Source organism: Fulvivirga sp. AWR4_260 (genome assembly GCF_056158185.1).
The window spans coordinates 776,013-790,653 of the sequence record NZ_JBSWSU010000015.1 but is presented as its reverse complement, the minus strand read 5'-3'; the positions used below and the strand labels follow the sequence as shown (position 1 = coordinate 790,653).

Below are 14,641 nucleotides of genomic sequence, written 5' to 3'. Positions count from 1 at the left end.
CAAATATTTATGAAAGGTAAAATCATACTAACTTTTGTATTAGCACTAGTGGCTCTGTCATTAATAGGACTTGTAGGGCAAAGTACTCTCACTCAACTTATAGTGTCTATAAAAAAGGAATCACGCCCTAACCATAAGTTAACTACATTAAAAGACATTCTATCTGACCTTACTACTGCCGAAAATAGTGTAAGAACCTATACCATTACTCAAGAGACAGAAAGTTTAACGCCTTTTTACCAATCTATTACCACGTTTGACCCCAAAATGCAACAGTTTTATGCACTGACCAAAAACAAGGATCAGATAAAGCTGGCCGATTCCATTGAAGTGCTTATTGGCAAAAAATACACGGTAATGAAGCAGCTCATTGACATAAAAAAGGATAGGTCAACCAATAAAGTATTACAAAAAGTACTCGACAATATTGCTAAATTAAGACGTCCTGATTCTGTCCCCTCACTTATTGATAGAGATGCACAATATTATTACAGCCTTAACGATGACATTATCCAAAAGGTAGAAATGCCCGAAAACAACCCCGGGCCGAGAAGAAAAACACTATTTCAGAGGATTTTTGGAAAAAACGATGAACAAGAAGCTAATGAAGAATCTAAAATTATAACACACAATGCACCTGCTAACAGTAGCATAAAAAAACATACAAATGTTACTGACACTAGCAGCGCTCATAATCTCAACCTGCCTTCTACCTCTAACAATGACCTCAACTCTCAAGAAATAGGCAGTATTATTAATAAAATAGGTAAGGAAGAAAACAGAAACCAACAAGCTGTAAGGCAGCAAGAGCTATCATTAACCCTTGAAGATGTGGCCTTGATGCAGCGTATCCGAACTTTGGCTGACAGGTTTGAACAAAAGGAAAAAATCAATGCTCAGAACCGAGCCGAAGCAGCGCAGCAAGCTACTGACAAAGCTATAAAAACCATCACTGTAACATGGATAATAGCGCTTACAACTTTTGCCATACTATTGTTCATTATATTTAATGACATTTCGAGAAACCAGAAAAACAAAGAAAAGCTAAAAGAAGCTAAAGATAAAGCAGAGGCACTGGCCAAGGTAAAAGAGGAATTTCTGTCTAATATGAGCCATGAGATAAGAACTCCCTTAAACTCCATTCTTGGATTTACAGAACAGCTTGAAGGCAGCGAACTAGACAATACCCAATCGAAATACCTTAGCAGCATCAAACATTCTGGCGACCATCTCTTAAGTCTGATTAATGACATATTAGACTTCACCAAACTAGATGCAGGCAAGCTAAATTTAGAATCTATTGGGTTTAAACTAAGCCAATGTGTTGATAATGTAATAGAAACCTTTAAAACTGATGTAAGGAAAAAAGGACTTTCTATAGATGCCAAATTAGACCCAAAACTTCCTGAGGTACTGAAGGGAGACCCTGTAAGGTTTGAACAAATCCTGATCAACTTGATAAGTAACTCTATCAAATTCACTGACCAAGGAGGCATCACAATTGAATTAATTGCCGATAAACTAACAGAGCAAGAAGTGCGTGTAAAGCTAATTGTAAAAGATACAGGCATAGGCATACCTAAAGCTAAACTACACTCTGTATTTAAAGACTTTGCTCAGGTAGACAGCAGTACTACGCGTAAATATGGCGGCACGGGCCTAGGGCTTGCCATAGTTAAAAAGCTGGTAAAACAGCACCATGGCAATGTTTCGCTACATAGTGAAGAAGGCAAAGGCACCACCTTTTTTATTACCCTTAATTATGAGATTGGCAGCAAAGCCGATTTGCCTGAGATAGTAAAAAAACCGAAGCTATCATTTGATAAGCTAAGAGGTAAAAAAATAATGGCGGTAGATGACCAAGAATATAACTTAGAGCTCATTAAGGTAATATTTGAAAAATGGGGTATCGAAGGAGCTTTAATAAATTCGGGGCAGCAAGCAGTAGATGAATACAAAGCCAAAAGCTTTGATCTAATATTGATGGATGTGCAAATGCCTGAAATCAGTGGATTAGAAGCCACTCAGATTATCCGTAAGCATGAGCGAGGAAGAAATCAAAGAACTCCTATTATTGCTTTAACGGCTGGCAGCTCAACAGCAGAATGCGATGAATGTATAGATGCAGGCATGAATGATTATTTACTCAAGCCCTTTACTCAAACAGACTTGTATAACAAATTAGTAGAGTATTTAAACCAAGGCGGTGAAGTAACCAATGCACCTCTCGAAAATAACACTAACGATAAGTCACCTGAGCTACAAAATGAAAAAATCATTGATTTTGATGATCTATATGAACTTGGTAACGGAGATCCATCATTTGTGGTAAACATGCTGGAGATTTTTATTAACAATTTCACCAAAGACAAAGCCGACCTAGAAAATGCTCTTGAAACTAAAGATTGGAATCGCATAAAAAGTAAAGCACATAAAATGATTCCTCCTTGCAGACATTTAGGGCTGAATGTACTTGTCAGCATTTTAAAAGAAGCAGAAACAAATGCTGACACTGACCAAAACTATAATAAGATAAAAGGGTTAATAGAAGAAACCCATAAAATATACATGCAATTAAAGCCTATAGTTGAAGCTGAAATTCAAAAACTAGAACAAAGCGAGCCAAACAGTTAATTGTAATTAGTATGAAAGAAACATCGAACGCCCAACCAAGCATTGCCACAAGCCTATTAGATGAATTAAAAGCTCAGAAGGTATTTAAATTTTTTGTGGTAGATGATGATGAATACTTCAATAAATTAGTATCAACTTACATCCAGAAAATAGCTAAAGAAAATAATTTCCATGCCGAAGTCAGCAGCTTTGCTAACGGGGGCAATTGCATGGAACACATCACTGAAAATCCTGATTTCGTAATTCTTGATTTTTACCTAGATGAAAATAATGACATTACACTTACTGGGTACGATGTATTAGAAAAAATAGAATCGTACAACAATAAGATAGAAGTTATCGTAATGTCTCAAAAATACGAATGGGCAAATTTTGAAGAGGAATTTAAAAAATTTGGTGCCATGGGTTTTCTTAAAAAAGATAATGATCTTTATACTAATTTGAGCAATATGATCTTAAGCGACAATCGCTTAGACACTGCTTAACAACAATAAATTCATAATTTTATAGTAGGCTTAATTTATAATATTGAATGTTAAAATTTTCGGTTTATGTTTTAGAAGATGATGAGTGGTACAGAGAACTACTCTTTCACAATTTATCATTAAACCCAGATTATGAAATAAAAAAATTCGACTCAGCCCAGTCTCTGTTTCAAGCACTAAGTAAAAAACCCGATGTAGTAACTTTAGATTACAGGCTACCAGATGCGGAAGGCGAAGATGTACTCAAAAAAATCAAAGAGTACGACCCTTCTATTGAAGTGATTATTATTTCTGAACAAGAAAAGATAGAAACTGCAGTTAACTTACTGAATCTTGGCGCCTATGATTATATAGTAAAAAGTAAAGATATAAGAGACAAGCTGCTTAATGCTGTTAATAACATCCGCAAGCAAAGCACGCTAAAAAGAAAAGTTGACACCTTACAAAAAGAGGTAGAAAAAAAATACAAATTTGAAAATAGCATTATTGGCAGTAGCCCCAGTATAAAAAAGGTTTATAACCTGATAGAAAAAGCTATTGGCAATAATATAAGTGTAACCATAACAGGAGAAACAGGCACAGGTAAAGAGCTTGCAGCAAAAGCTATACACTATAATTCGGCACGTAAAAATGAGGCTTTTGTACCAGTAAACGTTGCTGCAATACCCAAAGAGCTAATAGAGAGTGAACTATTTGGACATGAAAAAGGTGCTTTTACTGGAGCTAACTTTCGCAGAATAGGACGCTTTGAAGAAGCTGACAAGGGTACACTGTTCTTAGACGAGATTGGTGAGATGGACCTTACATTACAAGCCAAACTTCTGAGAGCACTACAAGAAAAAGAAATTAATAGGGTAGGCAGCAACAAGACCATTAAGACTGATTGTAGAATAATAGTGGCTACACACAAAAACTTATTGCAAGAGGTAAAAAAAGGTAATTTCAGAGAAGATCTTTATTTTCGACTCTTTGGGCTAACCATAGAAATGCCTCCGCTAAGAAGTAGAGATACTGATATTATATTATTAGCAAAATATTTCATCAACCATTTTTGCAAAGAAAATAACCAGGAAGCACCAATACTAAGCAACCAAGCACAAAAGAAACTATTGAAATATAGCTTTCCCGGCAACGTACGCGAACTAAAATCTCTCATAGAACTGGCTGTAGTCATGTCCAATAATGGAGAAATTACAGAAGACGATATTAACTTCAGTAATAACGAAGAACTGTACAATCCACCGCTAACTGGTATGACTTTAAAAGAACATACCAACAGGATAATTAAACTATACCTTAAAAAACACGAAAATAACATTAAAGAAGCAGCCAAAGAGTTAGATATAGGTTACTCCACCATTTATAGAGTCCTTAAAAACGAAAAAGGCATTGATGAAGAAATAGAAGAAGATTAACACCCAGGGCTCCTCAACAAAAGGAGCCTTTTTTATTGACAACGATCGTTTCCCTCCTCAAAAGCTTATCTCAGGGTTAATAATATTTTCATTTTAACAAAAGTCGTCAATTTGAAAAAAAATTCCACACCTCATTTTATTTAACTCTTTGATTTACAGGTAGTTAACAAATTGGAACAACTTTGGCATATTGATATTCAACAATAAACTTCTACTAAATAGAATGAAAAATGTGAATGGAAATACTCAAAGAAATTAATATAGCCATAGTGGAGGATGATATATATTTTGCTGAAGCTCAGAAAAAATATATTGAGAACCAACTCACTACGTCAGACTCTAACTTAGATTTTAACATAAGTATTTACAGCTCAGCGATAGATTTTCTAGAAAATATTTCGCAAGACTTAGATGTAGTGCTTTTGGATTATTATCTGGAAGATGACTCAGGAGAAATCCCCTTCCCTGGCTTAGTAATGCTTAAAACGATAAAAGACTATTGCTATGACTGCAAAGTAGTTGTGGTGTCTGGTCAAAATGATCAAAAAGTAACAATAGAGCTTTTCAACAATGGTATTTACGAATACATAGTAAAAGACAACGACACTTTCTTAAGAGTATCGTCTACTTTAAGAAAGGCTGTAAGGGAAAAAATATTAAATCATTACATATAAAACAAAGGTTGGCACTTCCTCAACAGTGTTCAAATTGAAAATTATCAACAATAACTTAATCAACATAGCGATGAAACAAATAAAGAAATATATAGCAGTATTATTAATTGCTCCAGCATTTGTAGCTTGTAATCAAAAGAAAGTAGATCAGTTATCTGCAGAAAACCAGCATTTGTCAACGCAAAAAGAACAGCTAAATGCTGAGTTAGAAAGCTATATGAAAACCTTTAATGAGATCGAAAGTAACCTCGAAGAAATTAAAGCAAGAGAAAATAACATTAATGTTAGCACTTCTGACAATGTGGAGTACAACGACTCAGACAAAAAGACATCAGTAGTGAAAGATATTCAGGCAATTAACCATTTAATGGCCGAGAATAAAGAAAAAATGGGTGAACTACAAGATCAGTTAAGCTCAAGCGGCAAAGAGTTTAAACAAATGGTAGCTTCTTTAAACAAAAGAATTAAACAAAAAGACTCTGAAATTTCTACTATGAAAGAAAACTTAGAGCAGTTAAACATTGAAAAAGAGCAACTTACACAAAATGTTGAGCATTTAACACACACTGTAGATACACTATCTACCAAAAGTACTCAGCAGAGACAGTTGATTGCAGCACAAACTGCTACTATTGATGCGCAAACTACCTCTTTAAATACTGCATACGTGGCCATTGGTACTAAAAAAGATTTAGAGAATGAAGACGTAATAGAAGAAGATGGAGGAATATTAGGGTTAGGATCTACTGAAAAGTTAAAAGCTAATGCCAATAACAATGCGTTTAGTAAAATTGACATCACCAAGACCAACAGCATTCCTGTTTTCGCTAAAAAATTAGAACTAGTAACTAGTCACCCAATAGACTCTTATAAATTAGCTAAAAACGATAAAGAAGAAATAGAACAACTTATAATTACCAACCCAGATAAATTCTGGAACTCGTCTAAATACTTAGTGGTAAAAGTAAACTAAGTCACACAAAATCATAACCTTGAAATAAAAGGAGGGTTCTTTTCAGAACCCTCTTCCTTTTTATCTGTTGTATAATAAATTCCACACTATTAAGTTTATATACACAGGAGAAACTTTATAATTGCATAAGCATAATGGTGGGTTTACAAGATTTTTGGCACACTATTTACTACTGTAATGAAAAACTCTAGAACTTTTTATAATAAACTACTTATGATACAAACAATTTCGAAAAAGATATTTCAAACTTCGAGATACACATTGATGATGGCCGTTACGCTATTGTTAATTTTTGGCGCTAGCTGTAAAAGTAAAAAACAAGCTTCTGATGTATCAGATCCGGATGCCGAAAGAGCAAAAATGGAACAAGAAGCAAAAGCCAGACGCGAAGAAGAAGAGAGACGCAAGGCTGAAGAAGCAAGGCTAGCAGTAGAGAGAGAAAGAGCCAGAGCTGAAGCAGAAGCTAGAGCCAACAGACCTGAAAATAGACTAGCGAATTATTTTGATGCCATTGCTAATGCTTCAAGTGCAAGTGCTGCCAATGGATCTATTAACGAGGCTTTAGCTATGTTTTCTTCACCTGAAACACCCGTACTTATAGTGATTAGCGAAGAAAACGGCCAGAAAGACTACGATAGACCTACTACTATCAAAGATTACCTCAATTACCTGAAAGATCAGAAAAAAGATGCTGACCGCATTAGTGAGCTGAAAGTAAATAGCTCAGGTAAAATCACCGAAGTAGAATTGGTAAAGTAAAATATCTTATTAAACGAAAAAGCAAATTATGAATAGGTATAAAATAATTTTAAGTGCAGTTTTCATGCTCTTGTCAGTGGGGTTGTATGCTCAAAATGACGAAATCAGCCCTAAAAGAAAGCAAGCCATAGATTCATTGGCTCTGGAAAAAGTAAGAGATTTAAGTAAGTATATCAGCATTATTGGTAATAAAGAAACTCCATTTTCTGAAGCCAATAGAGTAATGGATAGAGCCGAAGAACTATTTGCCGCAGACAGCGAAATTGGCGTTTCTTCTTTAAGCAAAACTGATATCAGCTACTTTGTGATAAGAAAATATTTTGAAAGGTTAATGGCCTTAAACTATGACAGAGTAAAAATCAAATGGTATGACATTCATTATATCAGTGATTTAGAGAGACAACCCGATGGTAAGTATGTAGGTGTTGTTACTGTATATCAAAGATTTGAAGGTACTTCAGATGACGGTTTAGAGTATAAAGACACTACTAAAAAGGACATCACTATTTATGTAGAAAGAAAGAAAACACAAATATCAGGTAGAGTAATTGAATTCTGGGACGTTCTTCTTGGAGACATTAGAGTTACTGAAACTACAGCATGAGACAACACTATATTTCAAAGTTTTTCTTTGCGATAGTATTAATATTCATTTCTATGCACTCACAAGCTCAGCTTGTGGGTGACATGGATGATGAAAGCAAGCTATATGCAGAAACCAAACAGGTTAATCAATTTTTTAGAAGGTTTAACGGGGAGGAAGACGAAAAGGGAGATAGATATTACCAAAAAGACAAACTATACCGCGACCAAAAGCTGCGCCAGAAGTATATAAGCATTTTATTTGATGCCAGTAATTCAGGAGTAAAAAAAGAGGTTAAAACTCAGTTTATCACTGACGTAACAAGCAAAGAAAGTCCTAAGTTTTTAGACTTCCACGGAGGTAAATGGTTTTCAGAAGTTCATACTTCTTTTTCCTATAAAGGAAAAAATGAAAACGTTATTTTATTTATGGAGCTGGAACAAGAGGGTTTAGGATACAAATGGGTAATATCTAAAGTATATGCAGACTTTTTAAAAGAGTATATGCACAAAGACACTACTCAGCATGATAAATTCCTGCACCCCATGAGTCATGAACTTGATTTCATGAATTTACGCAAGGCCTTCAGAGATAAGTCTACCGTAAATCAATTTACTTCAAAAAACTACAAACCCGATTATTTAAGCCTATTTTTGTATGAAATAAAAACAGGCACACTACAGTTTAAAACTATTCAGGATGTAAAATTCCACTTTTTTCAGCTCGATGGTTGGTATTTCGAATTATCTAATTTTCACAGGCCCGGGTATAACACCGGATGGCTCATGTCTAACCTTGTAAAGGTGGCCAATAAAGATAAAGACCTACTGAAAAAGTATATCTATTATGAAGATAAGTAAACCCTTTAGCATTCTTGCCCTGGCATTTATCATGTCAGGATTTTCCAATATTTCTTTTGCTCAACAAAAAACTGACGACCAGCAAATGGAGCAGTATGAGCAAAAAGTAACTGAAATAGTTAATTTTCTTGAGTATTTCTTAAATACCCTTGGCGACAAATCTACCTCAGCCAGAGACAAAGACGTGATTGTTAGCCAGAGCTACACTAAAATATTTAGAGATGCCAATGTGCAAGTAGAAGATGACCTTGACGAAGAAAGAGATGTAATTACCAATAAAGATGTGCAGGCATATCTTAAAGACATAGACTTCTTTTTCAAAACCGTAAAATTCGACTTCAACATTGAAGACATTAGTCATTATGTTAATGACCAAGGCGACCTTTTCTTTAAGGTGACCATGACCAGAAATCTTAAAGGTACTACCATAGAAAATGACTCTGTGAATAACACCAAAAAAAGATTTATTGAAGTAAACCTAGACCCAGAAGAGCAAGACCTTAAAATAGTAAGCTTCTACACCAATCAGTTTAGTCAAAAAGAAGCCTTAGCAAAATGGTGGAAAGAGCTATCATACGAGTGGAAGGCTATTTTTAAAAGAAAAGCTGGCATTACCCAAACAGCTACTGATAGTGATATAAAAAATATATCACAAATAGATGAATTAGATATTTCGGGCAATAGATACATAGTGGACATAGAGCCTCTATCTCAATTAACCCAACTGAGACGCTTAAACCTATCAAAAACCAATATTGAAGACCTAAAGCCTATCAGAAACCTCACTAATATTGAAGAATTAGACTTATCATACACCCAAGTAAAAAGCTTAGAACCTTTAAAGTACGCCAGTTCGTTAAAATACTTAGAGGCACAAAATACTCCATTAGAAGATGCCAACACCATAAGTAGGTTAAACAAACTTGAGCAATTAAACATAAGCAGAACCCAAATTTTAGACTTCACCTCTATTGGCAAAGCAAGTAACCTTCAAAAGCTCAACATGGCGGGCACTCAAATTCTAAACCTGAATGTAATAGAGCCATTAGCCAATCTTAAAGAGCTGAACATTAACAGTACCAGAATTGATGCGCTAAGCCCTTTAAAAGCAATGAATGCACTAGAAGTTTTAAAGGCAGATAGCACTCCGGTATATTCTCTACAGCCTTTAGCTACATTAAAAAGCCTAAAGGTATTGTCTATTAATTTTACCACTATCGATGATTTATCGCCTTTAAGCAGTTGCAAGTCTTTAGAGAAAATATATTGCGACAGCTCCAACATATCCAAAGAAGATGCTAACGATTTCATGTCAGCCAACAAAGGCGTGCTTGTTGTTTTTGAATCCGACAACCTAAAACACTGGTGGGCTGAGCTACCTGTAGCTTGGCAAAATGTAATTGAACAATTTGTAGCCATCGATGGAAACACCCCATCTAAAGAAGATTTAGCTAAAATTACTGCCATTGATTCTATCAATATAGATAACAATATATATATTGAAAATATAGAGCCACTTAGCCAGTTAAGAAAATTGCACACCGTGATTATTTCCAATACTGCTACTGCTGACCTGTCTCCGCTCAGTGGCTTAAGAAATATAGAATATCTTGATGTTTCAAATACCAAAATTGAAGATTTTGGCATTATTAATAGCATGGAAGGGCTTTCCATATTAAAAGCAAACAGAACTAATTTCAGTAATATTGACACGCTAAAATCTCTAAAAAGATTAAAAAGGCTAGAGGTAGACTATACCAACATTACAGCGCTACAAGCCAAAAAAATTTTAGAAACTCACCCTGACTGCCTCATTATTTTTGAGAGCGATTACTTACAAAGCTGGTGGGCCGACCTATCAGAAACATGGAGAAGTATATTAGCGACACAAACTACATTAGCCGCTACTCCATCTACAGCTCAACTACACAAATTAATTGAGCTGAAGCAAATTGAAATTATTGAGCAGCCTGTGTCTAACATTACTCCGCTAAGTAATTTCATTAGGCTAGAAAGCCTGAAAATTTCAGGAACGGGTGTCTCAGACATAAGTGTAATTTCTGATATGCATGAGCTTAAAACCTTGCAGTTAAGCAAAGGACCTATAAGCGATTTAAGTGCTTTAAAGAGTTTAAAGAAACTTGAAAAGCTAGACATTTCTAATACTCCGGTAAGTAACCTGAGCCCTTTAGAAGACCTAACTTCATTAGAAGAAATCAATTGTGCTGGAACGCAAATCAAGAAATTGAGCTCATTAGATAATTTAAGAAATCTTCAATACCTAGACTGCTCTAACACCAATGTAAAAAAACTGGATGAGATTTCTCATCTACAGTTAAAAACAGTAAAATGTTATAACACGCGTATTTCGAGCGGAAGAATCGAAGATTTTAAACAAGCTAACCCTGAGTGTAATATTATTCATTATTAATTAAATATGGCGAAAGCGAAAAGACCTGCTGGGAGGAAAAAACCAAAGAAGAAAAAAAAGAGCTTTTTAAAAACAATACTGAAATACACTTTCATACTAATGCTTCTGGCGTGTTTTGCGGCAGGAGCATTTTTTCTTGCCGTTCAGCAAGGTGTATTTGGCACACTGCCCGACAAAGAGGTTCTTTCTAAAATAGAAAACAATGTAGCCACAGAAGTTTACAGTGCTGATAGTGTATTAATAGGCCGGTTTTATATTCAAGAACGTACATCAACACAGTATGATGACATTTCTAAAAATGTAATTAATGCTTTGGTAGCCACCGAAGATGCTCGCTTTTTTGAGCACGATGGTGTAGACTACAGAAGCTTAGGCCGTGTATTATTCAAAACCATTTTACTACTTGATAGAAGTAGCGGAGGAGGAAGTACTATCACACAGCAATTGGCAAAAAACGTATTCCCTAGAAAATCTCACGGTGTTTTTACCATACCTGCTAACAAAGTTGGCGAGGCTATAGTAGCTACTCGATTAGAAAAAATATACACTAAAGAACAGTTAATAACCATGTATTTAAATACTGTACCCTTTGGTGATAATGTGTATGGGATAGAAATGGCAAGTCGAAGATTCTTCAATAAACATGCTAGTCAACTTAAAGTAAAAGAAGCCGCTGTTTTGGTAGGTATGCTTAAAGCCAATTACTCTTACAATCCTAGGCTATACCCAGAAAAATCGTTACAACGAAGAAATGTGGTAATGTCGCAAATGGTAAAGTATGGTTATTTGTCTGCTGATGATTACGGGCTTTTAAAAAACCAACCGCTAGATATCAATTACACCAAAATAACACATAACAGCGGTATAGCCACCTATTTCCGAGAGTACCTTCGCAAAGATTTGGAAAAATGGTGTGAAGCACACACTAAAAAGGATGGCAGCAATTACAACCTGTACACCGATGGCTTAAAGGTTTATACTACCATTGATTCGCGCATGCAAAAATATGCCGAAAGCGCTATGAAAAATCATATGGTGGATCTTCAAAGCGTGTTTGAAAAGCATTGGAATGCTGGCAACCCCTGGAAAGCCAATAAAAATCTACTTACTAGTGCCATACACCGGTCTAGCAGATATAAACACCTTAAAAAATCAGGATTAAGCGAAACTGCCATTTTAAATAAAATGAAAGAGGCAGTACCCATGAAAATATTTAAATGGAAGGGTGATGAAGAGGTGAAAATGTCTCCTATAGATTCGATAAAATACACCTTGTCTTTACTCCAAAGTGGCACTATGGCCATGAACCCTAAAAATGGAGACATTTTAGCTTGGGTTGGAGGCATAGACTACAGCTTTTTTAAATATGACCATGTAAATGAAAATACCAAACGCCAAGTAGGCTCTACCTTTAAACCCTTTGTATTTGCTTCTGCACTGGAAGATGGCATGAAACCATGTAATTTCATATCAGGAGAAAGAAGTACCTACACAGACATGGATAACTGGTCACCAGGAAATGCTAGCAGCGATGAGTATGACAAAAAATATACATTTAAAGGTGCGCTAGCCTACTCTGTAAACACAGTAACAGTAAGAGTGCTAGAAGAGGTAGGTATAGAAAAAACCATCAACCTAGCACATAGAGCAGGCATAAAATCGGAGTTACCAGAGGTGCCTTCAATAGCATTAGGCACAGCGGATATTTCACTAATAGAAATGGTAACGGCCTACGCCACATTTGCCAATGGAGGATATCAGGTCAAACCACGATACATTACTACCATAACAGATAGTAGAGGAGAACCTATAGAGCTTTTTAAAACAGAAAAAACAGAGAAGCCTGTAATTTCTGAAGCTACCTGTAAGATTATGAACAACCTATTGCAAGCAGTAGTAAACGAGGGCACAGGCATAAGATACCGCAGTAAATATAAAATGAGCAATGAACTGGCGGGAAAAACCGGCACCACTCAAGACAATACTGATGGTTGGTTTATTGGCTACAACCCAGATATAGTGGTAGGCACTTGGGTAGGAGCAGATAACCCAGCCGTACATTTTAAAAGCACCGGCCTGGGCTCTGGTGCCAGCATGGCTTTACCCATTGTAGCCAAGTTTTTTGATAAGTTACATGGAGACCCCAAATTAAAGAGTATTGGCTTTGCTAAGTTTGAACCCCTGCCCTCACAAATAGAAAGATGGATAAACTGCGATGCAGAAAAAGATGACAAACAGTTTATGGAATGGCTCTTTGGAAAAAAAGAAAAAGATCAAAGAACCGTTGAGTTCGGAGAAGAAAAAGAAGAAAAGAAGAACCTATTAGATAAAATAGGAAACATCTTTAAGAAGAATAAAAAGAAAAACTAATATTTTAAAAGAACTAACGGCACTCTAATTTTGCAGTGCAGTTAGTTCTTTTTTATACTTTGATGATAATTCAAATTCCCTCAAGCTAAAGTAAATACCACTTAACCCTTCTAATACATTTTCATCTTTAGGATCTACTTTATAAGCCGTTTTCATATAAGGAAGAGCACTTTTAAACAATTCAATCGTTCTATCTTCAAAATCATCAAAAGAAGTAAGGTCTTCGTCAAATCCCAAGCCTAATATCCTATTTACCGCTTCATTATAATACAAAACACCAAGGTTATAATTAGCTTGTTTATCTAAGCTATCGGATGCCAACACTACTTTAAAAGACTCAACAGCTTTAACAAAGGCCGAGTCGACACCATCCATTTTAGAATAAGCTGCACCTAATGCTAAATAAAATTGTCGATTACTTTGCTTCTGGTTAAATCCAACTTCGCCAACCTGCTGTATAATTACATTATAATGATGGTAAAACTGCTCTGCATTATTTAATATGCCAGCTGCTATTGAAGACATGGCATCATTATAATAGGTAGTAGCAATATACTTAAGGTTCTGATTTACCTCTTTTGCATAAGTTTTGTCTTTATCTAACCTTAATACCGAATAAAAAGAACTAGCGGACGTATCACGCAACACATACGAGGCCTCACTTCCAGCATTTTGCTTATACAAATCTTTATAAATAAACCCTCTGATATAATGAGCTACAGCATTTTGAGAGTAATAACCATTGGCAATAAAGGCAGAATCAATAGTACGCTTAGCCTCATTTAACTGCCCTCCTTTATATAAGTCCAGAGCAGCACTCAAAGGGTTAGTCTGCGCAAATGATTGCGTTGTAATAAATAGGAGCAATATGTAAATATATTTTCTCATATTATTTCACCACTTTGGCTAAGACTTGTAATTGATCACTAATCTTCAATCCTTGACTATTAAGGCGCGACAAGCTCACCTCAAATTTCTGCTTATTATTTTCATAAAAAAAATTGATTATAGCTCCTCTATTAATAGCTCCATCCTGATCTGCAACTATCAAAGTATTAACTAGCTTAGGCTTTTTCATCACCTCTGTTAGTAAGTTACTTTGCCTATGAGTGATATATAGCATATGACATTGCCGAAGCTCCTCTACTGAATTAAAAGTTATTATTTCAAACTTTTGCGCACCTCGTGTTTTTTGGGCCGCCATTTGATTAAGCTCCCCCATAAGAGCAGGGTAATCTCCCAGCACACCAATTTTAAAAGTGCCCGTAGCCATATTAGATGGCCACTCAATATATTTTGAAAAATTATATAAAAAAATAGCTTTAACCTTAGCGTTAATATCAGGAGCAAAAGCCTGCAAGCTATTGGTAATAAACACTATAAATAGCATCATTACAATCAATAGCCTAGTGCTACCAACTACAGACTTTATGTTCTTTAAGATATTCAACTTTTAT

General features: G+C 35.4%; 12 protein-coding genes. 10 read left to right on the top strand and 2 right to left on the bottom strand.

All coding sequences use genetic code 11. The features are described from left to right. Positions 1 to 9 precede the first annotated feature (9 nt). The 10 genes from ACXACQ_RS09850 (at position 10) to ACXACQ_RS09805 (ending at position 13,184) form a co-directional block, all read left to right on the top strand. Positions 10 to 2,634: an ATP-binding protein gene (locus ACXACQ_RS09850; RefSeq protein WP_474975771.1), complete on the top strand. Its 2,625-nt coding sequence runs from the start codon at positions 10 to 12 to the stop codon at positions 2,632 to 2,634. An 11-nt stretch (positions 2,635 to 2,645) separates the two neighbouring features. Continuing rightward, positions 2,646 to 3,119 (top strand): response regulator, encoded by a 474-nt coding sequence (locus ACXACQ_RS09845; RefSeq protein WP_474975770.1) that lies wholly within the window; start codon positions 2,646 to 2,648, stop codon positions 3,117 to 3,119. A gap of 47 nt (positions 3,120 to 3,166) precedes the next feature. Then, the gene (locus ACXACQ_RS09840; protein ID WP_474975769.1) at positions 3,167 to 4,534 is read left to right on the top strand and encodes a sigma-54-dependent transcriptional regulator; all 1,368 of its coding nucleotides are present in this window, start codon (positions 3,167 to 3,169) and stop codon (positions 4,532 to 4,534) included. Positions 4,535 to 4,770: 236 nt separating this feature from the next. Next, positions 4,771 to 5,208 (top strand): response regulator, encoded by a 438-nt coding sequence (locus ACXACQ_RS09835; RefSeq protein WP_474975768.1) that lies wholly within the window; start codon positions 4,771 to 4,773, stop codon positions 5,206 to 5,208. Positions 5,209 to 5,278: 70 nt separating this feature from the next. Continuing rightward, positions 5,279 to 6,181, top strand: coding sequence for a Cbp1 family collagen-binding glycoprotein adhesin (locus ACXACQ_RS09830; RefSeq protein WP_474975767.1), 903 nt, complete (start codon positions 5,279 to 5,281; stop codon positions 6,179 to 6,181). Positions 6,182 to 6,394: 213 nt separating this feature from the next. Next, positions 6,395 to 6,940 carry a nucleoid-structuring protein H-NS gene (locus tag ACXACQ_RS09825; protein WP_474975766.1) on the top strand — a complete coding sequence of 182 codons (546 nt, stop codon included), beginning with the start codon at positions 6,395 to 6,397 and terminating at the stop codon, positions 6,938 to 6,940. 28 nt (positions 6,941 to 6,968) lie between these two features. Continuing rightward, on the top strand, positions 6,969 to 7,544 hold the full coding sequence (locus ACXACQ_RS09820; protein WP_474975765.1) for a hypothetical protein: 576 nt from the start codon (positions 6,969 to 6,971) through the stop codon (positions 7,542 to 7,544). 53 nt (positions 7,545 to 7,597) lie between these two features. Then, the gene (locus tag ACXACQ_RS09815) at positions 7,598 to 8,383 is read left to right on the top strand and encodes a hypothetical protein (protein WP_474975764.1); all 786 of its coding nucleotides are present in this window, start codon (positions 7,598 to 7,600) and stop codon (positions 8,381 to 8,383) included. Continuing rightward, positions 8,370 to 10,814, top strand: a complete 2,445-nt coding sequence (locus ACXACQ_RS09810; protein WP_474975763.1) for a leucine-rich repeat domain-containing protein — start codon at positions 8,370 to 8,372, stop codon at positions 10,812 to 10,814. The genes ACXACQ_RS09815 and ACXACQ_RS09810 overlap by 14 nt, the downstream gene beginning before the upstream one ends. A 6-nt stretch (positions 10,815 to 10,820) precedes the next feature. Further along, positions 10,821 to 13,184 (top strand): penicillin-binding protein 1A, encoded by a 2,364-nt coding sequence (locus ACXACQ_RS09805; RefSeq protein WP_474975762.1) that lies wholly within the window; start codon positions 10,821 to 10,823, stop codon positions 13,182 to 13,184. 24 nt (positions 13,185 to 13,208) lie between these two features. Here ACXACQ_RS09805 and ACXACQ_RS09800 read toward each other — a convergent pair whose 3' ends face one another. Both ACXACQ_RS09800 and ACXACQ_RS09795 read right to left on the bottom strand, forming a co-directional pair. After that, the gene (locus tag ACXACQ_RS09800) at positions 13,209 to 14,072 is read right to left on the bottom strand and encodes a tetratricopeptide repeat protein (RefSeq protein ID WP_474975761.1); all 864 of its coding nucleotides are present in this window, start codon (positions 14,070 to 14,072) and stop codon (positions 13,209 to 13,211) included. 1 nt (position 14,073) lies between these two features. Continuing rightward, the gene (locus ACXACQ_RS09795; RefSeq protein WP_474975760.1) at positions 14,074 to 14,634 is read right to left on the bottom strand and encodes a YfiR family protein; all 561 of its coding nucleotides are present in this window, start codon (positions 14,632 to 14,634) and stop codon (positions 14,074 to 14,076) included. Positions 14,635 to 14,641: the final 7 nt, after the last annotated feature.